The sequence below is a fragment of the Streptomyces sp. NPDC048415 genome, from assembly GCF_040651675.1.
Taxonomy (GTDB): Bacteria; Actinomycetota; Actinomycetes; order Streptomycetales; family Streptomycetaceae; genus Streptomyces.
On record NZ_JBEZKJ010000104.1, the window covers coordinates 1 to 26,465 of the forward strand.

The following is a 26,465-nucleotide window of genomic DNA, read 5'->3' on the forward strand; positions in this document are numbered from 1 at the left end:
GTGCAGACCCATGCACGCGCGCGGGTCAGAGCAGTCCAGAAAAGCGCTTCCTCCCGAGCGTGAACGCCCGGGGTTCCGCGCTAGATCATGCTGAAGAGAGCTTTAGGTGAAGTTCTTGAAAGCGATGCTGTGCGAGAGATGAAGGGATGGCCCTTCGGAGTCGCCCTTCGGGGGGAGGCTTCAAACCGCCACATGCTGCGGAAGTGGCAATGTTGGGATGCGTGGTGTCCTGGAAGCAGCGTGCACGGATCCACGGAACGTCCAAGGGTGGGTTGGGCAGGACACCTGATCGAGCGGACCGCCCCTGATCGCTTCCAGCTTCACCCACTCACTCACGCCTACGCGGAGGAACGTATCTGCATCGACGAACCGGCCACCCGCATCCAACAGGCCCTGGGCCGCCTGCTGGAACACGGCCGCAGCCGCGATGCCGCCGCACGGCTGGAGACCCGGACCGTCCGCGGACTGCGTCTGTCCATACCCCAGCTGCACGCCGAGGCAGACGAAGAGTCCACGCTGCTGTAGCAACTGCACACAGAGCGGGTACTCGCAGCCTGATGAGCCTCGCAACCGATGCGGCGCACGGAAATCAGGAGGAGGGCATGCCCGCCGACCAGTTCCCGGTCCTCGTCTTCGACGTCAACGAGACGCTCAGTGACCTGACGCCGTTGCGCGCCCGCTTCGAGGACGTCGGTGCGCCTGGGCATCTGCTGCCGACCTGGTTCGCCGGGGTCCTGCGGGATGGCTTCGCACTGACGGCCTCCGGCGCGTACGCGGACTTCGCATCCATCGCCAGCGACGGAGTACGGGCGGTACTGTCCGGGCTGGAGGGCTGGTTGGAAGACAGTGAGGCCGCGGTGCGACACATTCTGGACGGCTTCTCCCACCTGGACGTACACCCCGATGTTCCGGACGGCATAAGGAAGTTGAGCGAGTCGGGGTACCGACTGACGGCGATGACCAACGGCAGCGTCGCCCTGACCGAACGGCTGCTAAACAAGGCCGGAGTGCTGGACCATTTCGAGTCCCTCTCGGATGTGAGCGGCCCACGCTGCTGGAAACCGGCCCCGGCCGCCTACCACTACGCCGTCGAGCGCGCCGGCGTACGGCCCGACCAGGCGCTGATGGTCGCCGTACATCCCTGGGACATCGACGGAGCGCGGCGCGCCGGGCTGGACGGCGCGTGGCTGCGGCGCGGCGCTCTCGTGTACCCACGGACAATGACTCCACCCAGTTACGCCGCGGAGGACCTGCGGGAGCTTGCGGACATGCTGGCCGCCGCACGACCGTGACATTCTCATGTGCCCTCGCGGGACACGCCACAACAGGGAACTCCCGTCCATGTCATGAGAATGGGCTCGCGGGGCCCTCGCGTGCCGTCACCACCAGAATCCGGGGCGGTTCAGTGCCGGCAGTTCCCAATCGCTGCACAAACTGCAGGTCTCCCGGAAGCCGTCCGGTCTGGACCGTTTTCGGCGCCGCAGGATTGTGCTTCGGCAAGCCGACGTGCAGCCAGACCCCACACCCGGCGGCGCGGCACCGAGACGACCAGGGGAGCTCTCGACGGGGTGTGTCCGGTGGGGCGGAGTGGTGTGGAAACAGAAGCCCTTGCAACGGCTAACACAATGAGTGGATGGGCGCTGATCGCCGTGTCTGAGGCGGGAGTTGAGCGTTCGGTTCGATGTGTGGACGTCGCCGTAGATCGTGCCGGATGAGCTGTGGGACCGCCTGGAGCCGCTGCTGCCGCAGCGTGAGCGGCGCTTTCGTTACTCGAACACAATGACGTACACCTCGACCCGACCCAAGGTCCAGGTGCAGATCTATTCCACGATTGGCCCAGTCAGACACTCTTCAAATGGACCACATGTCCGGGCCACTAGCTGCATAGGCTCGACACCAATGCGGCTGAGACCACGAGCGACCTCTGTAGGGGATCCCGAGGTCGACAGTGCCGCCTACTTTGGGTCTCCGGCCCGTACCTCCCGGTCGGCCGGACTGAGCGAGAGGACAAAGATCTGCTGTGAAGGCATGCGGAGTGTCCGGAGCCGAGAAGGAAGTCGCCCAGCTGGAGTTGCCCGAACCGTCATCTCCCGGGCCCGGTCAGATCCTGGTGGCGGTTGAGGCGGCTGGGGTCGGCCCGTGGGACGAACTGCTAAACGGCGCTGGCTGGGACGTGGGGCTGCGCCCCCCGGCGGCGCTGGGAGTGGAGGGCGCGGGCAAGGTGCTGGCCGTCGGCGCAGGTGTCACCGGGTTTACCGTGGGCGACCGGGTACTCGCACACGAAGCCCCGCTGCCCGGGGGAAGCGGCTTCTGGGCCGAACGCATTCTGATCAACGCGGATCACGCGGCAGCCTGCCCACCCGGGCTGGACGCCGTGCACGCGGCGACGCTGCCGGTCAACGGACTCACCGCGTTGCAGGCCCTGGAGAAGCTGGACCTCAGCCGAGGACAGCGGCTCCTGATCACCAACGGAGGCGGGGCCACCGGAGCCCTGGCCATCCAGCTCGCCGCGGCCAAGGGCATCGAGGTGACCGCGACCGCGTCTGCTGCCGCCGCAGAGCGCCTGCTCGGGCTGGGAGCGAGGGAGGTCGTCGACTATCACGACCCGAACTGGTCGGCCAAGGTACGCGGCGGGTTCGACGCCGCCCTCATCATCGCCACAAGCACGGCGGACGCCGCCCTGCCTTTGGTACGGGACGGCGGCCGACTGTGCTCCCTGACCTCGGACGCGCCTCCGGAGGAACGAGGCATCACGAGTTGGGACCTCTACGTCGAGCCCAACGCCGCGCAGCTTGTCCAGCTGGCTGAGCAGGCCGCCGCGGGAACCTTGAAACTCGCACCGGAACCCCTGCCGCTGAGCGAGGGACCGGCTGCGTTCGCCCGGGTGGTTACCGGACGGGCCGGCGGTAAGAAGATCGTGCTCACCCCAGCATGACCCGACCGGGCACCGCCCGATCCTTATGCCGGGCCACGGTGCCCGCCAGGCGCGATCGAGAAGTCGTCAGGCCGAGGGTGGGCGACCGAGGAGGTGCTGGCGAGGTTTGCTCACGCCGGGGCCGCGCCGCGGCCGCCACGGCAGGACGTAACCCACACCGCTAAGGGCTCGCAGAAACCCCACCGCGCTGGACGAGTTGGCCGCCGGACGCGTCGAGTACCGCTTCGACCGACGCGGCCCGGCCACCGTCGTGATCTACTACGGCGGTCACATGCGCGCGGGGCTCTCACTGGGCGAGGATGTGTCGCCGAAGCCGGATGTTCGGTTCTCGTGCCGTCCCGTCCGGGGTACGGCCGCACGCCGGTCTCGACCGTGGGATCGGCCGGCGCTTTCGCCGATGTCACCGCCGCGCTCTGCGCACACCTGGGGATCACCGAAGTCGCCGCCGCGGTCGGCGTATCGGGCGGCGGACCCACCGCAGTGGCGATGGCGGCACGCCACCCCGCCCTGGTCCGGAGGCTGATCCTGCAGAGCGCCGTCGGACCGCTGCCCTGGCCCGACCGCCGTACGCGCCTCTTGGCCCCTATCGCATTCGCGGCCGCGGCCGAACCCGCGGCATGGACCGTCATACGCCTCCTCATGCGGCACACGCCCGAGACGGGCCTGCGGATGCTGCTGCACGACCTCACGCTCCTGCCGGTACGGGATGTCGTGGCGGGTCTTCGGCCGGAGGACAGGGCGAGGCTGGTCGCACTGTTCTCGCGGGATTGAGAACGCCACAACTGATCGGCAGGCCCCTCTCGGGACACGCCCCGCCGGCCCGGCACCGACAACGCACCATCCCCGGCCAACGGCCGACACCGTGAGACCAGGACACTTCGGTCAGGCGTGTCATGAGTCGGACCCCGGACCCCGGACCCGGGACAGCCCCCACCCGTCCTCCCGCCCGTCACAGCATCCCCACCCAGAAATACTGAGCATTACAGGCACCGGCATGTGGATCTCACCCGGCCCACGACGATGGGCTGTACTCTCCACTGCTTCCGGAGCTTCTACGCCTCACCGTTCGAAGCCGCCGCGGCCCCGGTCAGGAGCAGAGTCACCCACCGTGTGAGCCGGGGGCGAACTCGGAGGCCGCCTCGCCACATGGGGCTGCCCACCATGAGCACCCCGTCCGTCCGACCGGCCCGGGACGGCCGGATACAGTGCGCGCGACGGCAGCCTGGTCGCTCAAGGAGGGGAAGCGTGACCGACACCAGCGAAACCCGATCCGCCGACGGTGCAGCGCACGCGACTGAGCAGAGCCGACTGCACCGCCTGATGCGCTACCTCCCCCTGATCGCCCCCGTCCTGCTGTGGACCGTGCCCTGCTGGCTGCTGCTGCACGCCGGCCAGCACTGGCCGCTCCCCGTGGCGCTGGCTGGCACCGCCCTGTTCGTCCTCGGTCTGATCGGTATGCCGCTCGCGATGGTGCGCGGCCACGGCCGGCGGCAGCAGGATTGGGCGGCGATCGTCGGGGACACCCTCCTTGGGGCCAGCTGGGTACTGTTCACTTGGTCCGTCCTGCTCGGCGTCCTGCTGCGCCTCGCCCTGACCGTGGTCGGCGTAGGCGACGGTCAGAACCGGGCCCGGATCGTCACTTGGGCGGTCCTCGGCGTAGCCGCCGTGCTGCTCGCCTGGGGGTACGCCGAGGCCCGCCGGGTGCCACGGGTGCGCCAGCTCGACGTACAACTCCCGCGCCTGGGAGACGGATTGGACGGCACCCGCGTCGTCCTCATCACCGACACCCACTACGGCCCGCTCGACCGCGCCCGCTGGTCTGCGCGGGTATGCGCGAAGGTCAACGCCCTGGAGGCCGACCTGGTCTGCCACACCGGCGACATCGCGGACGGCACGGCCGAACGCCGCCGCGCCCAGGCCGCCCCGCTCGGCACCGTGCGAGCCACCCGGGCCCGGGTCTACGTCACCGGAAACCACGAGTACTACAGCGAGGCCCAGGGCTGGGTCGACCTGATGGACGAGCTGGGCTGGGAGCCGCTGCGCAACCGCCATCTGCTGCTCGAACGCGGCAGCGACACCCTCGTGGTCGCCGGCGTGGATGACGTCACCGCCGAATCCTCCGGCCTGGCCGGCCACCGCGCCCACCTCGCCGGAGCCCTGAACGGCGCCGACCCCGACCTGCCCGTCCTGCTCCTGGCCCACCAGCCCAAGTTCATCGACCGCGCCGCAGCAGGCGGCATCGACCTCCAACTCTCCGGCCACACCCACGGCGGCCAGATCTGGCCCTTCCACCACCTCGTCCGCATCGACCAGCCCGCCCTCACCGGCCTCAGCCGCCACGGCACCCGCACCCTCCTCTACACCAGCCGCGGCACCGGCTTCTGGGGCCCGCCGTTCCGCGTCTTCGCCCCCAGCGAGATCACCCTGCTCATACTCCGCTCCCCGCAGCGGCCCCCCACGCCGTAGCGCCGGGCGGGCCGGCGGTTCCGCCTGGAGATGCTGCAGTGCGCCGGCACCCGAAGAAGGGCTACGCATCCTGCGACGCCCTGCGCGTCACCAGCGGCACCACCGCCTTCCAGGAAGAGCAGGCGGCGAAGAAGGGCATCGCACCCCAGACCGTCCGGCCGAACGCCGCCGCGGACTCCCCCACCGGCTACGGCCCCAGCGACCTGCAGTCGGCCTACGGCCTGACCTCCGCCGCCTCCGCCAGCGGCTCCGGCAGGACCATCGCCATCGTCGACGCCTAGGGTCGGTGTGATGTCGTGATCAATCGGCTGCTCGTAATAGGTCTTCGAGCCAGATCATCGAGGGGCGAAGTTCGAGGCCGGCGAGGTAGCGGGCTCCACCACCTTCACGAACGGACCAAAGTGGCTCTCATTCCCGTTACCCAAGTGGCTCCGCTTCAACCTGTCGAAACAGCAGGCGTGTCGGTCGCATCGGGCGCGAGGGGGTCATTGGTGGCGGCGTCTGAAGACGACCATCCGCAGGACCGTGAAGCGCACCATGGTCACTAGGGCGAAGCTCGGCGCAAGTACCAGGGTCTCCGCTGCTGGTGAGGCGGTGGGCCGGTAGTGGCGGAAGAGCAGAACAGCGCCTGAGGTGACCAGGTACGCCAGGACGAACAGGCCACCTGCGGTCAAATGCGCCTGGAGGACCCGGACCCGGGACTCGCGAAAGGTCAGCCGGCGGTTGGCCTCCGTGTTGAGGACGGTGACGACAAGCAGGGAGGTGAAATTGGCCAGGATCGGCGACGACCACTGGCGCAGAACCCAGTACAGCATGGCCTGGGCCACCGTGGAGGCGACGCCGATCACGACGAACCAGAACACTTCCCTGGTCAGCACGCTGCGGCCGAGCCAGGTGGCGGCGCTGCGCCGTGCGCTGAGGCGTCGCACCCCACCATCATGAGGCCACCGTGCGACCCGTCGAGCCGTGCGGAGCGCCGGTTCAACCGTTCGGCTGACGACGGACACCCGCATGCACGACAGGTACGGAGAGCCGACCCGATCTGCGCCAGTTTGTGGCTGACGATTTGACAGGCACTGACGGAGCGGTGGGGTTCGATCCCCACGTTGAGAGACGGTCTGGGGACAGGGGAGGCAGTCGTTGGACAGTGGCGGACGGCCACCGGCTGCGGGCTCCGGCGGGCCGCAGCGGCAGGGATCCGACGAGGGTCACGCGCAGGGGCGCCTCGAACGCGTTCGCGCCGCCGCAGCGGCGCGGGCCACCAAGGGGGCCGCTCATACCAGGGCCCTCGTGCGCCGGGTCCAACAGACTCCTCCGCCCCCGGGTCCGTTCCGTCCTGGATTCTGGCGCAGTCCGATCCGTGGGCCTTGGCTGACGTCGGTGTTCGGACTGGTCCTCCTGATCGGCATTCCGCTGCTGTTCATCACCGGGCTGCTCTCCTACGCCGCCTACAACCCCGGGCTGAGCCCTGTCAACGACGAGACCCCCGACAAGGGCGTCCTGGGCTTCTACCTCTTCAGCTGGCCCACACACCCGTACTGGCTGTACCGGCTGCTCCAGGGCGTGCACGTGACGCTGGGCGTGGTGCTGGTGCCGGTGTTGCTGGCCAAGTTGTGGTCGGTGATCCCGAAGCTGTTCGAATGGCTTCCGGTACGCTCCATCGCCCACGGCCTGGAGAGGCTGTCCCTGCTGATGCTGGTCGGCGGCGTCATCTTCGAATTCGTCACCGGCATCTTCAACATCCAGCTCTACTACGTCTTCCCGGGCTCGTTCTACCGCCTGCACTTCTACGGCGCCTGGGTGTTCATCGCCGCATTCGTCGTCCACGTGTGCCTCAGACTCGGCCGGATGACCCGGGCACTGCGCTCGCGCAGCCTGGGCGCCGAACTGCGCACCGACCTCGCCCGCACCGTGCCCGAACCACCGGATCCCGACGGCCTGGTGGCACCCTCTCCCGCCCCGCCCACGATGACCCGCCGCGGCGCGGTGGGCATGGTGGGAGCGGGATCGCTGCTCCTGTTCGTCGTGACCGCCGGACAGAGCATCGGCGGCCAGCTGCGCGCCACTGCGCTGCTCGCTCCGCACAACCGTGATCCGGGCAGTGGCCCGAACGGCTTCCAGATCAACAAGACGGCGGCGGCCGTCGGTGTCACTCCCGCGCTCGTCGGCCCCGACTGGCGGCTGGAGGTCCACGGACGCGGAGCGCCACGGGTCTTCACCCGCGAGCAGCTCCTGACCATGCCCGAGCATGCCGCCGCACTGCCGATCGCCTGCGTGGAGGGATGGTCCACCGAAGACCAGCACTGGAGCGGCCTCCGGCTGGCCGACCTCGCCGCCCTTGCCGGACTGCCCGATGCCGCAAGCGTCCTGGTCCAGTCCATCCAACCCCCCGGCCCCTTCACCAGGGTGGTGCTGCGCGGCAACCAGATCCACGACCCCCGAGCGCTGCTCGCCCTCCGCGTCAACGGCGCTCACCTCTCACTCGACCACGGCTACCCGGCCCGCATCATCGTCCCGGCCAACCCCGGCGTGAACAACACCAAGTGGGTCCACCGGCTCACCTTCAGGGCGTGACATGGCACGAATCGTCCGCTGGTACGGCTCCGGCCCCCTGCACCTGCTCGTCCTGATCGCCTCGCTCGCCCTGACCGGCTACGCCATGGTGCGCCTGTTCACCGTCCAGCCCTGGAAGGTGGCGATCTGGTTCGTCGGCGCGGCGATCCTCCACGACCTCGTCCTCCTGCCCCTGTACTCGCTGGCCGACCTGTCGGCCCTCTCCGTACTACGGCACCGATCCGCCGAAGGACCGACGGTGCCGTGGATCAACTACCTGCGCGTCCCCGTCTTCCTGTCCGGTCTGCTCCTGCTGGTCTGGTTCCCCCTCGTCTTCCGTCTGGCGCTCCCCTACCCCGGCGCCACCGGGCTGTCCGACAGCGTCTACCTCGGCCGATGGCTGGCGATCACCGGCGTGCTCTTCGCCGCCTCCGCGGCGGCCTTCGCGATGAGACTGCGCCGCGTGCGCCGGGCCGGCCGCGGCGACGAGAGCCGACCTGCCGCAGGGCATGGCGCAGCACCGTGACAACGGACGAGGACGAGCCGTACGACGCCGACGATGAGCCCTACGCGCTCGCCCTGCGACCCGGCCGAGAACCGGTGTACCTACGGCTGGGCGACGGGCGCCGGATCCGGATGCCGGTCCACCGGTGGCACGAACAGCCCACGGCGGCTGACAAGACCGTGCTGGAACGCTGCATCGGCCCCGTCCTCGACGTCGGCTGCGGCCCGGGCCGCATGTGCAGGGCACTCCTGAGCCGGGGAGTCTTCGCCCTCGGGGTCGACATCACACCTCGGGCGGTCGCCCTGACCACCGCTCTGGGCGGGCTCGCACTGTGCCGATCGGTCTTCGACCGACTGCCGGCCGAGAGAGGCTGGACGACGGTGCTGCTCATCGACGGCAACATCGGCATCGGAGGCGACCCCCATGGCCTGCTGCGCCGCTGCGGCGGCCTCGTCGCCCCCACCGGGCGCCTCGTCGTCGAGGTCGACCCCGACGACGTCGAGGAACAGTGCACCGCCCGGTTCGAGAACCTCCAAGGCCAGAGCGGTCCGTTCTTTCCCTGGGCACGACTCGGACGACGAGCGCTCCGCAGGATCGCCGCCAACCTTGCCCTCAGCGTCACCGATCAATGGACGACCGGGCACCGCTGCTTTGCCACCCTCGCTCACCAGGGATCATCCTGGGACCGCCCTGACGCGGGCCCCGCAGTGACGGACGCCAGCCGGACTGAGTCGGACGACCGGGCCGTTCCACGATGACGCCGCGATGCTGCTGCTCTGCTACCACAGTCATGCGGAAGGAAAGTCTGTTCGCATCGAGTGGGAAGGCAGTGGCTTCGGCAAGGTAGAAAGGACACATGCCGGAGCGCGGGCCCCCTGCGTCGACCCGGCGGCGCTCGCCGCCGCCCTCACCGAGCGCACGGTCCTGGTCTCGGTCACGGCCGCGAACAACGAGACTGGCGCCCTCCAGCCGGTCGCCAGACTGGCCCGCATCACGCGCGCCCAGGGGGCCCTCTTCCACTGCGACGCCGCCCAGGTACCGAGACGGAAGCCCCCAGGGGGCGAGAGTGAGAGTCCGCATGAGCAGTGTTCGGACGCGGCTTGCGACTGCGAGCTGCCCGTGGCCAAGGCCGCACGCCGACCCGCGCCGGTCGGCAGAGCGTGACGTGCTGCTGTGGAAAGACCATGGGCAAGACCGAGTAGCCGTCCGGCGCGTGAGCGCGCCCCTACGATGCTGAGCGGCCCGCCCTGGTGGGATTTCCCCCATGCTGCCGAGGTGCGGTTGTGCCTGGGGTCCTGCTGGGCGCTGTGGCAGTTATCCGGCTTCGTCGCGTAGGTGGATCGGGTCCAGGACGGTGATGCGGCCGCGGGCCAGGCGGAGCAGGCCGCGGGTGGCGAACTCGTGCAGGACCTTGGTGCAGGTTTCGCGTGAGGTGCCGGCCAGGGCGGCGAGTTGTTCGTGGGTGAGGGTGATCTGCGGATGGCGGGTGCCGTCGCAGCTTTCCGGCTGGGGTCGCGGCACGTGCGGCGAGGGTCGTCAGGGTGGTGGCGATGCGCTGCGATACGGACTTGAACACGCTGTCGGACAGGCGCTGTTCGAGGTCGGCGAGGCGGCGGCCGAGGATCTCGGTGATGCGGGCGGCGATCCGGGCGTCCGAGAGCAGGTACTTGTGTACGTCGGCGCGGCTCATCACGCACACGGTGACGTCTTCGAGGGCCTCGGCGAAGTTGTCGTACATGTGCTGGCCGAGCAGCGCCATCTCGCCGAAGATCGTGCCCGGGCTGATGATCGCTGTGGTCAGCGCCCTGCCGTCGGCGGAGACACGGAAGATGCGCACACGGCCGCGCTTGAGGATGAACAGCACCTCGCCGGGCTGCTGCGGTGAGTGCAGGATCTCCCCGGCGGTGTACGTCTTCATCGGCGCCGAAGCGGCGATGGCCTCCATCTCCGGCTCGGACAGGTCGCGGAAGATGTCCACCTCGGACATGCACCAGGTGCGGTCCGGATCGTCGGCGCTCTCGTCGTGCTCGGTCATGCGGTGCGTCTCCTCGCGTCGCCCCGGTGCCCACGGCGGGGGTGCCGCGCCCCACGGTGGGCTGGCCAGCCCCTCGGTGCCCTCGGCCAGACAGGAGGGCAGGACTCCGTCCACTGGGTTGCCACCGCGCGGGGCGGCACCCCGTGACGGGCCGACCGGGCCCTTGGGCGACGCGGGCGGTATCGGCGTCATCGTCCGGCCGAGTCTGTCTGCTTGGCCATCACCTGGGCGAGGCCGGCGTAGGTCAGGCCGACGAGCAGCCCGAACAGCAAGTGGCCGCCGAGGCTGGAGCGGGTGACCGGGTTCCAGTCGAAGACCGGCATGCCCAGGTTGGCGGGCATGATCCACAGGGCGCCGACGGTCCACCACACGGCGCCGTAGACCAGCCCGAGTACAGCGGCCGGGGCGAGCCGCTCGGCGTACTGGCCCAGCAGGACGCCGAAGCCGGTGCCGGCCAAGAGGGCGATGGCCAGGTGGACCAGCCAGCCTACGACGGCGTTGGTGGAGCCAAGCAGCCCGGCGACCATGGTGATCACCGCGGTGTCCGCCATCGGCCGGGACACCGACATCCAGATACCGAACCCGACGCCCCCGACCGGGCCGGCCGCCGCGCCATAGACGGCATGGACGGCGTGGACGGCGTGGACCGGGATAGCGGCGGTCTCGGGGAGACGTGCCCGGTGGTTGCCATGACAGTGAGTCCTCTCCTGGTCGGGGCCCTTGCTTCGCCCCCGACGCTAGGAGTGATGGCCTGTGCGGGTATGTGAGGGCGCTTACGTACGCGCCCACGCATTCGGCGGCGAGGGCGATCACCCCGGTCAGGGCCTCTCCGCGACGAGGAGGGCGTAGCCCAACGCTCCGTCGGAGACGGCGCCGCGGGCCGCGTTCAGGACGGAGGGAGCCGTCTCCACGTCGACACAGGCCTGGGTGAGCCGGGCAGGGGCGGTGATGCGGAGCAGGTTCAACCGCGCCTCGATCTGGTCGATCATGCGGGTCATGGCCTGGTCGTGGCGTTCGGTGCGCAGGGTGCGCAATCCGGCGGCGGCGAGGATCTGCTGGTACTCCGGGAGCGGGCGGGCATCCGCGATGCAGGCGATCCGCGCGGCGAGCGTGGACAGCTCTGCAGGGAGCCGCGCCGGAGCGGCGGTGACGTCGGTGATGCCGAGGCGTCCGCCGGGTTTCAGGACCCGGGCGAACTCGGCGGCGGCCTGCGCCTTGTCGGGGAAGGCACACAGGGCGCACTCGCACACCACGGCGTCGAACATGCCATCGGGGTAGGGCAGTTGCTCGGCGTCTCCGGTGGTGAAGGCGACCTGCTCGGTGAGGCCCGTGGCCGCGGCGGCGCCCTGGGCGAGGGCGGCGTTGGCCGGTGAGTAGTCCACGCCGTCCACGCGTGCGCCGTAGGCGTCGGCGAGGAGGAGGGCGGTGGTGCCGCGGCCGGAGGCGACGTCCAGAACACGGTGGCCGGTGGACAGTCCGAGGCCGTCGGCGAGGCGGCGGGTGAGGCCGGTGCCGCCGGGGTGGTAGGAGTCGCCGAGCAGCAGGGCGACCACGTCGGAGGAGTACGCCGCCGCGCAGCACGCCTTGAGGTCGTCGTCGCCGGCCATCATGAACTCCCTTCCCTGCGTACGGTTTTGGAGCCGTAGGGGGTGTCGGTGAGGCGGTCGGCGAGGGGCAGGGCGTTGGGGGCGACGTCGGCGACGGGGACGCCGGACATCGCCGCGCGGATCTGTTCGCGGTAGCCGACGGAGTTGTAGGCGCAGAACGGGATGAGCCGTCCGTCCGGGGTGATCTCCTCGACACAGCACTTCATGAGCTGTTTGACGTTGAGGGTGTAGGGGTCCTGGAAGTCCTGTACGACGATCATGAACGCGTTGTCGTTCAGGTCCTTCACCGTTTCCGGCAGGTCGATGCCGCAGGCGTCCGCGCAGTTGAGGGCCTCGGCGGTGGCCCGTAGCTTCTCCTCGGTCGTTTCCGTGCCCATGAACGCGGACGCCGACCAGAGTTTCTCCAGGGCCTCGCGGATGCCGGCGTCGGGCAGGACGCGGTTAGTGACGTAGTCGAGGTAGTCCTCCACGTTCAGCAGCCGCGGGATGGGGACGACGGTGCGGTTGCCGGGCTTCCCGTCCACGAGGAGGTAGGTGACCGAACGGCAGGTGGGGAAGCAGCAGGGCACGGGGAAGAAGTCGCCCTTGGTGAACCACTGCGGGCGCTGGGCGTTGATGAGCCGGATGACGTCGGGGTTGGTGAGCCGCTGGAGCGGGTCGAACTCCACGTGCCGGCCGGAGTGGGTGACCGGCTGGAATGCCACCGAGCGGACGGCCGGGTGGTCGAGGCCGTACTCGATGATGTCGCCCAACTCATGCTCGTTCAGGCCGCGTTCGACGGCGGCGACCAGCGTGACGGTCAGTCCGGCCTCGGCGCAGTTGTCCAGCGCCCGTTGCTTGAGGGTGCGCAGGTCGCGGCCGCGGATCTGGAGGTGGGTGCGTTCGTCGAAGCCGTCGAACTGCAGGTAGATGGTCAACCACCGGCCCGGCACCCGGTTGCGCCTGCCGAGTTCGGCGACGAACCGCTTGTCGGTGGCCAGGCGGACGCCGTTGGTGTTGAGGGTGACGTTCTTGATGGGACGGGCCTGGGCGAGGTCGATGAAGTCGAGGATGTGCTTGTGGATGGTGGGCTCTCCGCCGGAGAACATCACCACCTCCGCCTCGCCCTCCGAGGCGACGAAGGTGTCGAGCATCCGCGCGCACTGTTCGTGAGTGATCGAGTAGCCGTCGCTCTGGTGGCCGGAGTCGGCGAAGCAGATCGGGCAGTCCAGGTTGCAGCCGGTGTTGACCTCGATGATGCCCAGGCAGGCGTGCTGTTTGTGCTCCGGGCACAGTCCGCAGTCCGACGGGCAGCCGTCCCGCACTTCGGTCTGGAAGGCCAACGGGATGGTGCCGGGCTTGTTGAAGCGCGCCGAGGCCAGGTACTCCTCGGCGTCCCCGTAGACCAGGGCCTCGAACTCGCCGTGCTCACGGCAGCGTTTGCGCAGATAGACCTTGCCGCCACGGATGTTGACCTGTGCGTCGATCGGCGTCTTGCACAGCGGGCAGACCGACTTCGTGAACTCGATGAACACCTCCTCCCGCTCCTGCTTGGTACGCGAGCCGTCGGCCGCTGCCGACGGGGCCGGTCGTGCCGGGTGGTTCGCCGTCATCGTCTGCTCGCCTTCGCTTCGCCGTTGTCGTACGCCTGGTCGGCGGTGCTCTCACGCGGGGCGATCGCCGTCGACTTCGGCCGGCCGGGAAAGCCGCAGCACCAGGCCAACGACGCTACGGCCGTACCGTGGCCAGGCACTGTAAGCGCGCTCACCGTAGGCCGCCGGCCGGCGCGCGGATCGGTGAGCGCCCTCACGTTCCCCCGCCGGGTCGGCCGCCTACGGTGAGCGCAGCACACCGCAGACATGAGGAGGGACGGTCGGCCGTGTCCGTACCCGTATGCGAGCTCACCGACAGCCGCGCGGCGACCGACGCCTTGCTGGAGATGCTTCGCGACGGCCGGTGGAGACCGGGTGCCGTCCGGCGGTTCCTGGGTCTGGCCGCTCATCGGTCGGTGCGGCAGGTGGCCCGTCGCCCGCGTGCGTTCGCACAGACCGGCGCCCTGCACGGGCTGCTGTTCACGTCCGCCCGAGACCCCGGAGCCCGCGCATGGGTGGCCACCAGCGGCACTCTCACCGTCCTGCATCTGGGCCTGCTGGAGAACCGCGGCCGACTCTCGTCGGCTGATGTGATCTCCCTACTGCGGGGCAACCTCCCCGCCACGGCCCTCGGGCGCTGCCGCTGGTCGGGCCTGCTGGCGATCGGGCTCGACGTGGCCGACGGCCGCCTGGCCCGCCGGCAGGACACCGTGTCCCCGTTCGGCGATTACGCCGACTCCCTTGCCGATGCCGCCTTCTGGACCTGGCTCGTGCTGCGGCACGAACCCAGCCGTACGGTGCGGGTCGCGGCGCTCGCCGCATGGATGGTGCCCGTCGTCGCGGTCACCGTCGTCAGTGTTCGCCGCGGCAGCATGCCCGACAGGCCCCGGCCCGCGCTGCTGCGTCCGGCCGCCGCGATGCAGGCCGTCGTCGCCGTACGGCACCTCCTGCGCGGCTGATCCGCCGGGGCGCCTGGCGGGGTCGCTGTGCTTCGAGTGCCGGGAGGGGCGCGGCGCATAGTGCTCGAACCGGCGATCAGGCAGACGACGGGCGCGGCGGTACGAGCGGTGTATCCGCCCACCAGCAGCCCGATCGCCTCCCTGGGCCGGGTCCACGTGACGGGCCGTCAGACAGACCGGATCAAGGCATCGACACCTCCCGTCCCTGCATTCTCGACGCCCCGGCCAAGGACGTCGCGGCCGACTCGGATACCGCGCCGGATCCGACGGGGCGCGCCCGCCACCGATCACGGCCATCATGGAGGCGACACAGCACCGGCCGAAGCCGGAACCTGAGCACGAGCACGAGGCGGCAAGGCGATGACGATCGACGTGATGGTGCGCCGCGTGATCCCGCTGCCGCCCGAGCGGGTGGCCGAGTACGCCATGGACTGGCGCCACGACGCCGAGTGGACGCAGGGCATCCGTACGGCGGAGCTGACACGGCAGGCGGACGGCGGCGGGTTCGGAACAGGCTCCGAGGTCACCCGCACAGCTCATTTCCTCGGCCGGCGCATCGACTACGTCCTGCGGGTAGCCGCGTACGAGCCCCCGCGACTGCTGGACATGGTCTCCGTGGTCGCTCCCATGCCGATGCACGTCACGTACTCCTTCGACCCGCACCCGCGCGGTACTCTCGCCGCCATCCGCGTCCGAGGGGGACCCGGCGGCCTCCTCCGCCTGGCCGCACCCCTGCTCGCCCGCCAGGTCCGCTCCTCACTCACCGAGGACCTGCGCGACCTCGAATGCAGGCTCAACGAGCGTCAAAGAGGCGCCTGATGGCGTACGACGAGGGACTGGCCGAGCGGATCCGCGAGCGGCTCGGCGCGGATCCGGACATCGCCGAGAAGCGGATGTTCGGCGGGATCGCATTCCTGTACCGCGGCAACATGGCCGTCGGCGTGACCGGCGACGACCTCATGGTCCGGGTCGGCCCGGACGCCACCGACGCGGCCCTGGCCCGGCCGGGTGCGCGGATCTTCGACATGACCGGCCGCCCGATGCGCGGCTGGGTCGTGGTCGCGGGCGAAGCCGTCGCGGAGGACGACGCAACGGGTGCGTGGATCGACCAGAGACACGACTTCGCGGCAAGCCTGCCGCCCAAGTAGGAGCCGATTCGCTACACTTGCCCCCTTTTGCTGACGACCGCCGCCCAGGTGGGTCAGTCCAGGGAGTCGAGCGCGGCGAGGATATCGGCCGGTTCGGCACGCGCGGTGTAGTCGGCGTCGACGAACGCCCAGCGGATCACGCCGGCGCGGTCGATGACGTACGACGCGGGCAGGGGGAGGGTGCGCGGGTGGCCGGCGTTGACACGCTGGAGGTCGAAGCCGAGCCGGTCGTAGACGGCGGCGAGGTCGTCGGGGAGGTCGAAGGCGAGGCCGTACTGCTTGGCGGTGTCGGAGCCGAGATCGCTGAGGACGTCGAAGGCGAGCTCGTGCTTCTCCGTCAGGGACAGGGACTCGTCGGGGATCTGCGGGGAGAGGGCCACCAGGCGGGCGCCACGGGAGCGGATCTCGTCATGGTGCTGCTGGAGGGAGCGCAGGGCGATGTTGCAGTACGGGCACCAGGCGCCGCGATAGAAGGTCAGGACCACCGGGCCCTCGGTGAGCAGGGCGTCGAGGGCCACGGTCTGCCCGGTCGCGGAGGGAAGGGCGAAGCGCGGGGCCTGGGCACCGAGGGTCAGGGCGCGGTCGGCTTGACCCGAGTCGGAGAGTTCCTGGTCGGCCCGCCGCATGATCTGCCTGATCTCGGCGGGGATCTGCTGCTGGCGGGCTTCGTAGAAGGTACGCAGCTCGGCGTTGAGGGTCATGGGAACGGTCCTCCTGGGTCACGACGGTCACGGCTCAACTCGGAACGACCGTTCCAAGATAGCTGCGGCGGCCGTATCCTGGAACCCTCGTTTCAGGATGATGAGGGAGGGCGGGAAGCGGCATGTCGGACGTCAAGCACTTCGACCCGGACACGGCTCTGGAGAGCGTGGTCCGGCTGTTCTGGCGCCAGGGCGCGGCCTCTACCGGCATCCAGGACGTGGTGACCGCGACCGGGCTGAGCCGCTCCAGCCTTTACGCCACCTTCGGCGGCAAACAAGAGCTGTACCGCGCGGCGTTGCGCCGCTACGTGGAGCACCGTTCCCAGCCGGCCTTCCGCCGTCTCGCCGAGGACCGGCGGGGTCTGCCCGCCGTCGCCGACTTCTTCGCCGCGCTGATCGAGGCACGTTGCTCGGGCGCGTACGCCCGCTGGGGCTGCATGGTCTCCAACGCGCACACCGGAGCCGACAACGGCGACCCAGAGATCCGCACCCTCCTCGACCACCACCACCAGCAGCTTCGGGACGCCCTGCACGCGGCACTCGTCACCGCCGAGTCCCAGGGCCAACTCGGCCCGGATACCGCCCCCGCCGCCGCGGCCGACCTACTGGCCCTGCTCGCGTACGGCGTCAACCTCCGCTCCCGCGCCGGAGCCGACGCAAGCGAACTCGGCCGGACAGTGACCGCGGCACTCACCTCGCTCGGCGGCCGGGCCGAGCCCTGAACGCTCCGCTGGAAGTGCCGCGACCTGCCGTAAATCGCCTACAGCACCAACCTGGCTGGTCGCGCCCGCGCGCCGGAGCCGCGTGATTGATACAGTCCCGCACCCCTTCAGGGGCGCCGGCGAACCGCAGCGGACTCGGCCCGTCCTGCTCGGCACCGCTCAGTGCCGGACTGCCCTGCGCTCCGCCTCCTCCTTGACCGAGGCGAGCGATCCGGCGACGGTCGCCTCCCAGCGGGCGGCCACCTTTCCACCCCACCAGGCTCCGGCCCGCCACAGGTCGGTACCCAGCTCCCCCGCGTACACCAGGCGCGTGCCCGACCTGTGCTCGCCGAGCACGAAGGACTCGGTCACCTGCGGCACCGGGCCCCGGACCAGGCGGAAGTCGATGCGCTCGGGCCGGGTGAAGCGCACCGTCTCCACAGTGACCGCCGTCAGCCGCCCGCCCGCGAGGGGGGTGAAGTGCTCGGCGAGCACCAGGTCGCTGCCGCGCTCCAGCACGTTCAGCTTCTCCCGCATCGCCCGCGGGGTGCGCCCCAGATAGGGCTGGGCGACCACGTCGAAGACCACCTCCCGAGGTGCCGCGATGTCCACGGTCTGCGGCCCCAGCGGGCGCATCCGCCGCCCCACGCCAAGGTCGACCGGCAGCGCCCCGGTCACCAGCCCCAGGTAGGCTGCGGCCAGTCCACCGCCCACGCCCGTGGTCCACACCGCGATCCGCGCCGGGCCGGCGCCGGTCATCGGCGCCCCTCCGGCACCGCTTCCTCCACCAGGACGCCCTTCCAGAAGGCGACATGGTTCTTGATCCGGCGGGCGAACGGGCTGGGATGCGGGTAGTACCAGGCGGCGTTCGCGTTGGTGTGCCCGTCGACGGTGACCGTGTAGTAGCGGGCGAGCCCCTTCCAGAAACACAGCGACCGCATCCCGCTCGCCGCGAAGTACCTGCAGTCGAGCGACTCGGGCGGGAAGTAGTGGCTGCCCTCCACCACGACGGTGCGCTCCGCCTGGGCGAGTACCGCGCCATGCCACACCGCGCGCATCATGAGCGTCCACCTCCGGACAGGTCGGGAGTGTTCATGCCGCCGACGTTAGTGCGGCGACTCCGGCCCCTTCGGTGATCCCGCTTACAGTGTGGCGCGTCGCTGGTACGAGCGGGGCATACAGTCAGGCGGCGGCGCCGACCCGTGCATCCGCCCGAGCGTCCGGACGGGGTACGGCGGCCAGTTTCCGCAGGGCGGTGATGTGCAGCGCCACGGCCGTCGGGACGGCCAGGGCCGGAATCAGGACCAGGGGCATCACGGTCACGGCCTCGATCGACGGGGTGATGCCCAGCAGACCGGCCACGACCCGGGCAGACACCGCGACGACCAGATCGACGAAGGGCGCGGCGATACCGGCCGCGATGTCGCCGAGCCCGGCGGGCAGGGCGAAGGCGGCGGGCAGGTCACCCAGCGCCATCACGATCAGGAACACCACACCGACCACCCGCAGGGTGTGGGGCAGGGTCAGCCGCGCGACGGTGTCCGGGGCTGCCAGCGCACCGCGGACGGCGGGCAGGCGGGTGGCCGCGAGCAGTACGGCCAGGAATCCGAACAGGGCCGCGAGGACGGGACGGCACGTACGTCGTCGAAGGCGACCGGCACGGCTGGCGGCTGACCACCGGCCCGGCACCCGACTCCCCGGCTGCCAGGATGCGCTGGTAGTCCGCCGGCAGCACCTCGGGTCCGATGTCGCCGGCCCGGACCGGGATCAGCAGCACCGACTGGCCGCCCACCTGCGCCTGGACCGGCGCTGGCGCGAGCGACGGGTATTCCCCGAAGCCCTGCTCGCTGATCCGCTGCACGACACGCTCGGCCACCACCAGCTCGTCCCGCTCGACCCGCACCTCGGCCAGCTGCTTGACCAGCCGCTCTTCCTGCTCCTCCAGCTCGACTCGGCAAGCGACGATCCGCTCCAGCATCACGGCATCCGACATAGGGGTGAGCGTAGGAGCCGCGTCACGTACCGCGAGCCGGAACCGCCACGAACCACCCTGACGGACGATCTACGCTCAGACACCCGCCCACCGCCAGTATGAGCACCCACGCACCCTGTCACGCCAGCATTCTGACCAACGGCTTCAAGATGGCGAACACTCATTGCCCGTGGGACCATCCCCGCGCATGCGGGGAGCAGATCAGTGCGGCCTGGTCCGGGATCAAGACCGTGGGACCATCCCTGCGCGTGCTGGAAGCAGACCTCCAGCGTCACCCCCAACTCCTACTCGCAGGGACCATTCCCGCGCGTGCGGGGAGCAGCGCCGGGCCCTGCCAGTGGGACCTGACCACGATGGGGTGGCGGGTCGCCGTGTGGCAGGACCACGACCTACCGTCCTGTGACGTGGGCGGGGGTGCCACGCCTGCCGCTACGGATATCTCAAAGACGCCCACCGAGCAACTCATTCGGATTGACGGTCCGTGCCGTAGGGCAGTTCTCCTTCTTCGGTCTGTCATAGGGGGGCGGATGCCTCGCAGAAAATCTCTGACGGCGCAGTTGATGCAGGCGTATCGGGATGCGCAGAAGGCGAAGGCCGCTGCTGCCAAGCGGGCCGAGGCAGAGCGTGATCGTCAGGCTCGCGCGGCGGAACGAGAAGCTACTCAGCGTGCCAAGGAGGAGGCCAGGCGGGAGCGTGAGCGGGCTCAGGCGTGGGTCCGTACGCAGAAGGAGAAGGAAGTTCAGCGTTCCGCCGAGTCCCGGAAGGCCGAGCAGATCGTCCGGGATCTGGAGAAGCGTGAGGCGGCCCGGGCCAAGGAGGCTGAGCAGAAGAAGCGGGCCGAGGCGCGCGCGAAGGCGGTGGCGGAGCGGCGTGCGAGGCAGGAGGTGAGCGAGCGTCTGCGTCTGAAGGCGACTGCTAAGACAGCTGAGGTGGAGACTCGGGTGGATCGCTTGATGTCCGTGCTCCACGCGCGGCCTGGTGGTCTTCACGCGTATCGACTGGGAGTGGAAAAGGCCTTCAGTGCTGGTGGCTCCGAGGGTCTGACCGGCTGTGTGGAAGAGGCGCTCGGCGAAGTTTGCTACCCCGATGGTCTTCGCGGTGGGCGTCGCGCGGCTTTTGCGCCAGAGGCGAGGGAGCTGGTCCTGGAGGTCGAACTGCCTGGCCAGGTGGTAGTGCCGGCAGTCACGCAGTACCGGTACAAGGTATCGGTGCCTCCGACGGTCGTACCGCAGCCGCGGAAAGAGGCCGAGTGCAAGGCGATGTACAGAGACCTCGTCGCACGGTTGTCCCTGAGGGCGATTGCTGAGGCTTTTGCGGTGAGTCCACCCTCGCTGGTCGACGTGGTGGCGTTCAACGGGCACGTCCATGCCAAGGACCGCGCCACCGGGAAAGCCATCCGGCCTTGTCTGATCAGTCTGCGGGCGAGCCGGGAGACGTTCGAAGACCTCGTCCTGGACGAGCCGGAACTCGACCCGGTTCAGAGCCTGCACTTCCTCAACGCCATCGTCTCCCAGCACCCCTACGACCTGGAACCCGTCCGGCCCGTGGTCACCTTCGACCTCGCCAAGTACAAGTTGGCTCCGGAGCGGGACGTCGTCGCCGGGCTGGACAGCCGGCCCGACCTTGTCGCGCTGGATCCCATCGAGTTCGAGCACCTCATACGGCGTCTCTTCGAGAAGATCGGCCTCAAGTCCTGGGTCACCCAAGCTTCCCGCGACGACGGAGTCGACGCCGTGGCCGTCAACGAGGAACCCCTCATCGGCGGCCTGTGCATCATCCAGGCCAAACGCTCCAAGAACGCTGTGCCCGCCGAAGCCGTACGCGCACTCGCCGGCGTCATGCACGACAAAGCCGCCGCCAAAGGCATCGTCGTCACCACTGCATGGTTCGGCAAAGCCAGTTGGGACTTCGCCCACCGCACCGGCCGCATGGAACTCATCGACGGCCGCCACCTCAAAGCCCTCCTCCTCGAGCACCTCGGCATCGACGCACTCATCGGCCTGCCCAAACTCCCACCCGGCTGGGAAACCCGCGACCTCACCTGACACCGACCGGCTCTCCTAAGCGAGCAGCGCACGGCGGCGGCCGTCCGGGCCCAAGGGCACCTGCCAGTCAGGTGCGATGACCTCGAGGTTGGTGGCACGTCGGGCTCGAGCCCTAGACCCGCTCGCACATACGAATACCGAATGCAAGTTTGAGACTTTTCGGGCAGTTCCTGACGGTGAGGGTGCTTCATAGGCCATTTGCGTGACTCGGGATGCTAGCGTCATATGTCCAACTGGGCCCGTAAGCACACCTGTTCACTTCCCCGTCTCAGGGGTGTAAGTCAGCGTGCATGATCGACATGATCGAGGAGACACGGTGGCTTCCGCCCGACGTATGCCCGAACGCACGATCGCCTTCTTCGAAGTCGTGGCGAATACTTCCGGGGAGCGGGTGCGGGTGCCTCCCATGGACTGGGACAGCGCCCTGAGCGACCTGGCCACGGCGAGCCTGCAGGACAGGATGGTCGCCAAGGAGATCACGCTCGTCGGGTCGGTGGCCACCGTGCGCCAGCAGGACCACCTGCTGCTGCACCGGGTCAAGGACGCCACGGAGTGGCTGAGCATGATGGACTGGAGCACGGGTCAGTGGCAGGAGTTGGAGCAGAACGCCATCCGCGGTTTCGTGGACACCTCCGCGGTCTGCTTTCTGCCGTTCGGAAACGTGGTGGGCCTCATGCAGGGGTCTGTGTCGGCTCCGTCCCACAAGGCCCTGGAGACCTGGCTCAACGAGCTGCGTCTGTTTCCCGACACGCGGCTTGTTGTCCGGCCCGTGCTTTCGAAGGCCGAGGTGGAACGGCTGGGGACCGCACAGGGCGCGTCCCGGATCGAGATCCGTATCGGCAGCCACAAAGCCTCGGCGTTGCGCGGTCGCAATGGCCGGCCTCGCTTGCTGTCCTCCCGCCAACAGATCCGGATCAAAGCGCTGTGACCACAGCAGGGCGGGCGCGGGACCCAGTAACGGCCGCTGCGATCCCGGAGTAGGCCTCGCGCCCCTCCGTTCCACCTAGTCCGGGTCGAGGCCATCGGGTCGTTCATCTTCCGTGGAGAGTGATCACGGGATTTAATGGTGTATCGGTAGATCGCTCACGGGGGGAGGTCGGTGAGTTGCGCAATGCCGTCATGGTCGTTGGCGCTACGGGAGATCTCGGCAGAAACCTCTTGCAGGCGTTCAATCGCAGGGGCCAGCCGACCGTTGCACTCGGGCGGACAAACTCCGTAGCCGTAGACCTTCCGAATCCAGACATCAACCACTCCGTTCAGGTATCCGATCTTGACAGCGGCTGGCCTGAACTCGCCACGGTCCTCCCGTGCTGCACTGCGATCGTGAACTGTGCGGGGCGTACGATACCGAGCGGTGTTGACCAAAATCCGGTCGACATTCTGTCTACCAACCTCGGCATCTCACTTCTGGTCGACTTCTGGGCAGGAGAATTCAAACTTCCCATCCTGCAGATTAGTACAGGTTTACTCGACAATCTGAAATCTATCGATCCGCATCAGCTAGACATACAGGCCATGGATCTGGCGGCAGCGGCCAGGTCCCCACAAAAACTTATTGCCGACGGCAGAATAATGTCCATAAGGGCGGGTGCCAAGACGGCCGCAGAAGCCTACCTTCTTGCCAAGAGCTGCCAGGAGAGTCTGGTCACCCGCAGAGAAGGCGCGGTTGCGATCAGGGTCTCCAATTTCTTCGGCCCGGATTGCCAAAGTCCTCGCCTCATTCCTCGATTGATCGAAGGCCGCCTCCGAGGCATCCGGAGAGTTTATCGGAACGAATTCAGAAATTATAGTTATGTTGAAGATCTCGCGGAGTTCCTCCGCCTTTGTGTCGAGCGCCGTTCGCAGCTAGACGCATCCCTGGTATGGGCGTACGGCGCGCATGTTGTGAGTGTACGGAAACTATCGAAAGCGGTGACCAGTCTCCTTCCGAGTTGCTACGGCGAGATCCTTGTCCAGGAACCCGCAAACCCGCCGGAGCAACCGCCGAGCAGGCCTATTTTGTCATCCTACTTTCCCGAACTGGTAACTCCGCATCGGCCGATCTTCGACGAGCAACTAGCGGCCACGGTGGCGGCTTGGCGAGGACATATTACCTACACTGCGGGTGATGTCGTAACCGACGGCATTTCATCGGATGCCCGACGGATGGCGATCACCGGCGGGTCGATCGCTTACAAAGAAATCGTCGCCGCATCACAGGACGACGGGACTCTCGTCAAGACAACCGAGAAGCTCGGGTACGAAGGTGCCGGGTACCCTAAGTTGAGATCAGAGCTGATGTTCTACCGGTCTCTCGCCGAGTTGGAAAGCCATCGCGGACTCCACCCGCTCTATCCGGAACTCATCGATGCCACTGTGGCCGAGGGCATGACGCGTCTCGTACTACGTGCCCACGGAGACGGACGGACGGCAGCCGACTCACTCGTCTCGGATGAGCCCTTTCCCCGGGAGGAGGTTTATGCGCTGGTCTCACGCGCGTTTCATCTCGGTTACCTCTCCGATTTGTTCGCTGTCTCCGACCGTGAATCCCGAAGACTACTCGGCTCCCTGTACCTCGATCGGGCGGCTGGCCGAGTCCGCGGCTTCCTGAAGCACCTACGAGACGGTGAGCTCGGTCCGACAGAACGGGACCTCGTGGACCGCGTCCTTGGTGGCGAGATGTTGAGGATAGACGGCATCACCTGCCGAAACCCCCTCCGCGCCCTCGCCAGCATTGCGACCACCTCATGCGAGGACCAAGTGAGGCCGCGTGCGCTGGGGTTATGCTCGCATGGCGACATGACGGTCCTGAACATGCTCCGGGACTATCCAGGCGGTTCTCTGCTGTTGATAGACCCCAGAGGCGTTATCGGGCCATGGGATCCGGTATACGACCTAGGAAAGATCGCCTTCTCCCTTAGTGGATTCGCGCACTGCATGCGCGGACACCTACGGTGGACATCGCACGGCAGCCAGTTCCGCGTATTGGCAGACGACAACTCCGAATCATACGCACGGGGGCAGCGAGAGCGCGGACTCTTCGTTAGTCGACTGTCGGCGGACCCCGATTTCTCCGTCCTCTGCGCGAAGGAACCGTATCTCCTCCATAGGATCGCCTTCGCAGAGTCGGTTCATTACCTGGCGGACACGCCGTACAGGTATGCACAGGGAAGCGACATCCAGTCGGCTCTCATCGTGCTGCTGCTGGGAACGAAGCATCTTGAGAACTGCATGAGGGAAATCGAGCGCAGCAATCGAAGCGTGGGGGACGGATGCCGTTGACGAGGGTCGCGCGGATCGCCGGGCCGATCGGGGTCGCCGCCAATGTCATTGCCGTCGCTGAATTCGGCAGCCATCACGAATGGGCCTATGCACTCCTAGGGTTCTTCGTCGCTGCAACCTTGGCCATTCCTCCGAGTAGTAAGCTACTTGCTTACTACTCCATTCGCAAGGTCCTGAAAGACGCCGAGGAGACTCTCCGCAAGGAGCAGATTCAGCCAGAACGATTTATCGCTTTCGACCGGTCTAGCGCTATCTATGCCGGAATGCTTGCGCAACGCTTGGGAATAAGTGAGGTGATTTCCCTACCCCGCTCGGCGCGGCCACCGCAAACGCCGCTGACGCCGCGCACTGTAGTTGTTGGAGAGAGATTCAGAATTGAGTATGATGAAGAATATATGAAGAGGAGTGCAATTATTGTATTTCACTTGCGCACCGGGGCTACGCTCAGGGCTGGCCTTGAGGCGTTGATGCCTGCAGGCACGACATTCCCTGGGTGCATTCTGGCACTGTATGCCTCCGAAGGAGGTATCGCACATTGGCGGGATGTTCTGTATGCACAGAATGCCCCGCAGGGTAAGGTGCCTCAAGACGTTTTCCCCTGGATGTCCGGAGCTTACATCCACATGTAGTCGTTCATCGAGATGAGGGTGATTATTCTTGCTGCCAGCTTCTCCGCCAGACGAGGCTTCCTCGGCGCAATCGGCATCTGTAAGCCTGATTCTGCTGCGGCATGGATGGACCCGCTGGAACCATGAAGGTCGATACAATTCGCGAACCGATCTTCCGCTGACCCACGAGGGGGTGCTCAGCGCTGCTGGGGCAGGGCAGGCGCTGCGATGTCGCACCATCAATCACGTGGTGAGCAGCCCGTTGGCTAGGGCGCGGCTGACAGCAGAGATCGTCAGCCGAAAGGTCGGTCTTCCTACGGAGGATGTCGTTCTCATGAGTGACCTGCGCGAGGTGGACTTCGGCCAATTCGAAGGGCTGAGCAGGAGCGAGATTGAGCAGTCTGACCTCAAGGAGGACTACTGGGCCTGGCGAAATGCTGACTCCACTTCCCCCTCGGCGCCGGGTGGCGAGTCATGGGAATCCGCTATGCGCCGCGCCGACCGACTGCTCCAGCACTTCTCCGAGGGCTCGGGCTGCACTCTGGTGGTCTCCCACGGATACACCTTGCGAATGATCATCACACGCGCCCTCGGGATCCCATATGGTCCAGCGATTCGTCGGCTGAGACTCGACAACACTTCTTTCTCAGAGCTCGAACTCATGGACTACGGCTGGCGGGTCAGCCGCCACAACTTTGCTGCGACACTCGCCGACGAGGAGAAGGCAGCCATGTGATCGGCTGTGACTGATCCGCGTCCCGCTTTCTGGCCCCGCCCGTTGGGGCCGCAGCGCCCACGTGCACCCTTCTACTGACCTTGATGGCGTGATGTCGCGGGGGCTGACAAGTTGTGGCTGTCGCAGTAGGCCGGTCATGTGAGATATCCGCAGGGGGGCGGGCTGACCGCGGAGCGACGGGCGTTTCATGAGCACATCCGGCTGCAGGCAGCCGAGTTATTCGCCCTGGAACACGACAATGCCGCAGTCGCCGTACTTTTGCGGAACAGGTCGAGGGCCTGACCGTCCGCTACGGACGTCGCACTGTGGTACTGGTGGCCCTGGTGCAGGCGATTGCCCTGGCACTTGCCGGCCGGGCAGGCGCCCGGCTTGCCGCCGTACTCCACATCGTCGTCAGCAGAGTGACGCTGTTGAACGTGCTGATGGCGCTGCCCGACCCGTGCCCTCCCTCACCTCGCGTGCTCGGGCTGGACGACTTCGCCACCCGACGTGGGCGCAGATACGGGACGGTGCTGGTCGACGTCGAGTCCCATGCCGTCCTCGACGTGCTGCCCGGCCGGGCGAAGGAACCCGTGGCTGCCTGGCTGGCCGGACACCCGGGCATCGAGGTGATCTGCCGGGACCGGGCCGGCGCCTACGCC

General features: G+C 68.1%; 27 protein-coding genes and 4 pseudogenes. 21 read left to right on the forward strand and 10 right to left on the reverse strand.

Annotation, left to right across the window (positions count from 1 at the left end):
* Positions 1 to 267: 267 nt before the first annotated feature.
* The 7 genes and pseudogenes from AB0D27_RS38605 to AB0D27_RS38635 form a co-directional block, all read left to right on the forward strand.
* Positions 268 to 525, forward strand: a complete 258-nt coding sequence (locus AB0D27_RS38605) for a hypothetical protein (protein ID WP_362518370.1) — start codon at positions 268 to 270, stop codon at positions 523 to 525.
* Positions 526 to 602: 77 nt separating this feature from the next.
* Positions 603 to 1,292, forward strand: coding sequence for a haloacid dehalogenase type II (locus AB0D27_RS38610; protein ID WP_362518373.1), 690 nt, complete (start codon positions 603 to 605; stop codon positions 1,290 to 1,292).
* 361 nt (positions 1,293 to 1,653) lie between these two features.
* Positions 1,654 to 1,767: pseudogene (locus AB0D27_RS38615) on the forward strand (IS5/IS1182 family transposase); the annotation flags it as partial.
* A gap of 268 nt (positions 1,768 to 2,035) precedes the next feature.
* Positions 2,036 to 2,935 carry an NADP-dependent oxidoreductase gene (locus tag AB0D27_RS38620; protein WP_362518375.1) on the forward strand — a complete coding sequence of 300 codons (900 nt, stop codon included), beginning with the start codon at positions 2,036 to 2,038 and terminating at the stop codon, positions 2,933 to 2,935.
* Between the two features lie 330 nt (positions 2,936 to 3,265).
* Positions 3,266 to 3,706, forward strand: a complete 441-nt coding sequence (locus AB0D27_RS38625; protein WP_362518378.1) for an alpha/beta fold hydrolase — start codon at positions 3,266 to 3,268, stop codon at positions 3,704 to 3,706.
* A 474-nt stretch (positions 3,707 to 4,180) separates the two neighbouring features.
* On the forward strand, positions 4,181 to 5,401 hold the full coding sequence (locus AB0D27_RS38630; RefSeq protein ID WP_362518381.1) for a metallophosphoesterase: 1,221 nt from the start codon (positions 4,181 to 4,183) through the stop codon (positions 5,399 to 5,401).
* Positions 5,402 to 5,451: 50 nt separating this feature from the next.
* Positions 5,452 to 5,679: pseudogene (locus AB0D27_RS38635) on the forward strand (peptidase S8); the annotation flags it as partial.
* A gap of 207 nt (positions 5,680 to 5,886) precedes the next feature.
* Here the strand turns inward: AB0D27_RS38635 and AB0D27_RS38640 are convergent.
* Complete coding sequence (locus AB0D27_RS38640; RefSeq protein ID WP_362518384.1) at positions 5,887 to 6,330, reverse strand: GtrA family protein; 444 nt, start codon at positions 6,328 to 6,330, stop codon at positions 5,887 to 5,889.
* Between the two features lie 361 nt (positions 6,331 to 6,691).
* Between AB0D27_RS38640 and AB0D27_RS38645 the strand changes: the two genes are divergently transcribed.
* The 4 genes and pseudogenes from AB0D27_RS38645 to AB0D27_RS38660 form a co-directional block, all read left to right on the forward strand.
* Positions 6,692 to 7,975 carry a molybdopterin-dependent oxidoreductase gene (locus tag AB0D27_RS38645; protein ID WP_362518387.1) on the forward strand — a complete coding sequence of 428 codons (1,284 nt, stop codon included), beginning with the start codon at positions 6,692 to 6,694 and terminating at the stop codon, positions 7,973 to 7,975.
* Position 7,976: 1 nt separating this feature from the next.
* On the forward strand, positions 7,977 to 8,480 hold the full coding sequence (locus AB0D27_RS38650; protein WP_362518389.1) for a hypothetical protein: 504 nt from the start codon (positions 7,977 to 7,979) through the stop codon (positions 8,478 to 8,480).
* Positions 8,477 to 9,217, forward strand: a complete 741-nt coding sequence (locus tag AB0D27_RS38655) for a class I SAM-dependent methyltransferase (RefSeq protein WP_362518391.1) — start codon at positions 8,477 to 8,479, stop codon at positions 9,215 to 9,217. Before AB0D27_RS38650 ends, AB0D27_RS38655 begins: the two co-directional genes overlap by 4 nt.
* A 121-nt stretch (positions 9,218 to 9,338) precedes the next feature.
* Positions 9,339 to 9,494, forward strand: a pseudogene (locus AB0D27_RS38660) (aminotransferase class V-fold PLP-dependent enzyme); the annotation flags it as partial.
* Positions 9,495 to 9,773: 279 nt separating this feature from the next.
* Here the strand turns inward: AB0D27_RS38660 and AB0D27_RS38665 are convergent.
* From AB0D27_RS38665 to AB0D27_RS38685, 5 genes and pseudogenes are all read right to left on the reverse strand, one after another.
* Positions 9,774 to 9,980: a helix-turn-helix domain-containing protein gene (locus tag AB0D27_RS38665; RefSeq protein ID WP_362518433.1), complete on the reverse strand. Its 207-nt coding sequence runs from the start codon at positions 9,978 to 9,980 to the stop codon at positions 9,774 to 9,776.
* A gap of 196 nt (positions 9,981 to 10,176) precedes the next feature.
* Positions 10,177 to 10,686: pseudogene (locus tag AB0D27_RS38670) on the reverse strand (cyclic nucleotide-binding domain-containing protein); the annotation flags it as partial.
* Complete coding sequence (locus tag AB0D27_RS38675; protein WP_362518392.1) at positions 10,683 to 11,063, reverse strand: hypothetical protein; 381 nt, start codon at positions 11,061 to 11,063, stop codon at positions 10,683 to 10,685. The pseudogene AB0D27_RS38670 and the gene AB0D27_RS38675, both read right to left, overlap by 4 nt.
* Positions 11,064 to 11,312: 249 nt before the next feature.
* Positions 11,313 to 12,104 carry a methyltransferase domain-containing protein gene (locus AB0D27_RS38680; RefSeq protein ID WP_362518393.1) on the reverse strand — a complete coding sequence of 264 codons (792 nt, stop codon included), beginning with the start codon at positions 12,102 to 12,104 and terminating at the stop codon, positions 11,313 to 11,315.
* Positions 12,101 to 13,693: a radical SAM protein gene (locus tag AB0D27_RS38685; RefSeq protein ID WP_362518395.1), complete on the reverse strand. Its 1,593-nt coding sequence runs from the start codon at positions 13,691 to 13,693 to the stop codon at positions 12,101 to 12,103. Before AB0D27_RS38685 ends, AB0D27_RS38680 begins: the two co-directional genes overlap by 4 nt.
* 266 nt (positions 13,694 to 13,959) lie before the next feature.
* Between AB0D27_RS38685 and AB0D27_RS38690 the strand changes: the two genes are divergently transcribed.
* The 3 genes from AB0D27_RS38690 (at position 13,960) to AB0D27_RS38700 (ending at position 15,779) form a co-directional block, all read left to right on the forward strand.
* On the forward strand, positions 13,960 to 14,631 hold the full coding sequence (locus AB0D27_RS38690) for a CDP-alcohol phosphatidyltransferase family protein (protein WP_362518396.1): 672 nt from the start codon (positions 13,960 to 13,962) through the stop codon (positions 14,629 to 14,631).
* Between the two features lie 360 nt (positions 14,632 to 14,991).
* The gene (locus AB0D27_RS38695) at positions 14,992 to 15,450 is read left to right on the forward strand and encodes an SRPBCC family protein (RefSeq protein WP_362518399.1); all 459 of its coding nucleotides are present in this window, start codon (positions 14,992 to 14,994) and stop codon (positions 15,448 to 15,450) included.
* On the forward strand, positions 15,450 to 15,779 hold the full coding sequence (locus AB0D27_RS38700; RefSeq protein WP_362518401.1) for a TfoX/Sxy family protein: 330 nt from the start codon (positions 15,450 to 15,452) through the stop codon (positions 15,777 to 15,779). The genes AB0D27_RS38695 and AB0D27_RS38700 overlap by 1 nt, the downstream gene beginning before the upstream one ends.
* Positions 15,780 to 15,832: 53 nt before the next feature.
* Here the strand turns inward: AB0D27_RS38700 and AB0D27_RS38705 are convergent, their stop codons facing one another.
* Complete coding sequence (locus AB0D27_RS38705) at positions 15,833 to 16,480, reverse strand: peroxiredoxin-like family protein (protein WP_362518403.1); 648 nt, start codon at positions 16,478 to 16,480, stop codon at positions 15,833 to 15,835.
* 122 nt (positions 16,481 to 16,602) lie between these two features.
* Between AB0D27_RS38705 and AB0D27_RS38710 the strand changes: the two genes are divergently transcribed.
* On the forward strand, positions 16,603 to 17,202 hold the full coding sequence (locus tag AB0D27_RS38710; protein WP_362518406.1) for a TetR/AcrR family transcriptional regulator: 600 nt from the start codon (positions 16,603 to 16,605) through the stop codon (positions 17,200 to 17,202).
* Between the two features lie 159 nt (positions 17,203 to 17,361).
* Here the strand turns inward: AB0D27_RS38710 and AB0D27_RS38715 are convergent, their stop codons facing one another.
* From AB0D27_RS38715 to AB0D27_RS38725, 3 genes are all read right to left on the reverse strand, one after another.
* Positions 17,362 to 17,940, reverse strand: coding sequence for an SRPBCC family protein (locus tag AB0D27_RS38715; RefSeq protein ID WP_362518408.1), 579 nt, complete (start codon positions 17,938 to 17,940; stop codon positions 17,362 to 17,364).
* Positions 17,937 to 18,242 carry a DUF427 domain-containing protein gene (locus AB0D27_RS38720; RefSeq protein WP_362518411.1) on the reverse strand — a complete coding sequence of 102 codons (306 nt, stop codon included), beginning with the start codon at positions 18,240 to 18,242 and terminating at the stop codon, positions 17,937 to 17,939. Before AB0D27_RS38720 ends, AB0D27_RS38715 begins: the two co-directional genes overlap by 4 nt.
* Before the next feature lie 121 nt (positions 18,243 to 18,363).
* Positions 18,364 to 18,870: a hypothetical protein gene (locus AB0D27_RS38725; protein WP_362518414.1), complete on the reverse strand. Its 507-nt coding sequence runs from the start codon at positions 18,868 to 18,870 to the stop codon at positions 18,364 to 18,366.
* A 708-nt stretch (positions 18,871 to 19,578) separates the two neighbouring features.
* Here AB0D27_RS38725 and AB0D27_RS38730 point away from each other — a divergent pair.
* The 6 genes from AB0D27_RS38730 to AB0D27_RS38755 form a co-directional block, all read left to right on the forward strand.
* Positions 19,579 to 21,219 carry a restriction endonuclease gene (locus AB0D27_RS38730; protein WP_362518416.1) on the forward strand — a complete coding sequence of 547 codons (1,641 nt, stop codon included), beginning with the start codon at positions 19,579 to 19,581 and terminating at the stop codon, positions 21,217 to 21,219.
* Positions 21,220 to 21,535: 316 nt separating this feature from the next.
* Positions 21,536 to 22,147: a hypothetical protein gene (locus AB0D27_RS38735; protein ID WP_362518419.1), complete on the forward strand. Its 612-nt coding sequence runs from the start codon at positions 21,536 to 21,538 to the stop codon at positions 22,145 to 22,147.
* A 176-nt stretch (positions 22,148 to 22,323) separates the two neighbouring features.
* Positions 22,324 to 24,480 carry an NAD-dependent epimerase/dehydratase family protein gene (locus AB0D27_RS38740; RefSeq protein ID WP_362518422.1) on the forward strand — a complete coding sequence of 719 codons (2,157 nt, stop codon included), beginning with the start codon at positions 22,324 to 22,326 and terminating at the stop codon, positions 24,478 to 24,480.
* On the forward strand, positions 24,477 to 25,109 hold the full coding sequence (locus AB0D27_RS38745; RefSeq protein ID WP_362518425.1) for a hypothetical protein: 633 nt from the start codon (positions 24,477 to 24,479) through the stop codon (positions 25,107 to 25,109). Before AB0D27_RS38740 ends, AB0D27_RS38745 begins: the two co-directional genes overlap by 4 nt.
* A 28-nt stretch (positions 25,110 to 25,137) precedes the next feature.
* Complete coding sequence (locus AB0D27_RS38750) at positions 25,138 to 25,824, forward strand: histidine phosphatase family protein (RefSeq protein WP_362518428.1); 687 nt, start codon at positions 25,138 to 25,140, stop codon at positions 25,822 to 25,824.
* 314 nt (positions 25,825 to 26,138) lie between these two features.
* Positions 26,139 to 26,465, forward strand: a 327-nt coding sequence (locus tag AB0D27_RS38755) for a transposase (protein WP_362518431.1), incomplete at its 3' end; no start/stop codon positions are given.

Excerpts from the sequence above, each read along its gene's own strand:
- AB0D27_RS38720 (WP_362518411.1), bottom strand. The coding sequence starts at position 18,242 with ATGATGCGCGCGGTGTGGCATGGCGCGGTACTCGCCCAGGCGGAGCGC.
- AB0D27_RS38705 (WP_362518403.1), bottom strand. The coding sequence starts at position 16,480 with ATGACCCTCAACGCCGAGCTGCGTACCTTCTACGAAGCCCGCCAGCAG.
- AB0D27_RS38715 (WP_362518408.1), bottom strand. The coding sequence starts at position 17,940 with ATGACCGGCGCCGGCCCGGCGCGGATCGCGGTGTGGACCACGGGCGTG.
- AB0D27_RS38610 (WP_362518373.1), top strand. The coding sequence starts at position 603 with ATGCCCGCCGACCAGTTCCCGGTCCTCGTCTTCGACGTCAACGAGACG.
- AB0D27_RS38680 (WP_362518393.1), bottom strand. The coding sequence starts at position 12,104 with ATGATGGCCGGCGACGACGACCTCAAGGCGTGCTGCGCGGCGGCGTAC.
- AB0D27_RS38685 (WP_362518395.1), bottom strand. The coding sequence starts at position 13,693 with ATGACGGCGAACCACCCGGCACGACCGGCCCCGTCGGCAGCGGCCGAC.
- AB0D27_RS38650 (WP_362518389.1), top strand. The coding sequence starts at position 7,977 with ATGGCACGAATCGTCCGCTGGTACGGCTCCGGCCCCCTGCACCTGCTC.
- AB0D27_RS38675 (WP_362518392.1), bottom strand. The coding sequence starts at position 11,063 with ATGTCGGTGTCCCGGCCGATGGCGGACACCGCGGTGATCACCATGGTC.
- AB0D27_RS38695 (WP_362518399.1), top strand. The coding sequence starts at position 14,992 with ATGACGATCGACGTGATGGTGCGCCGCGTGATCCCGCTGCCGCCCGAG.
- AB0D27_RS38710 (WP_362518406.1), top strand. The coding sequence starts at position 16,603 with ATGTCGGACGTCAAGCACTTCGACCCGGACACGGCTCTGGAGAGCGTG.
- AB0D27_RS38700 (WP_362518401.1), top strand. The coding sequence starts at position 15,450 with ATGGCGTACGACGAGGGACTGGCCGAGCGGATCCGCGAGCGGCTCGGC.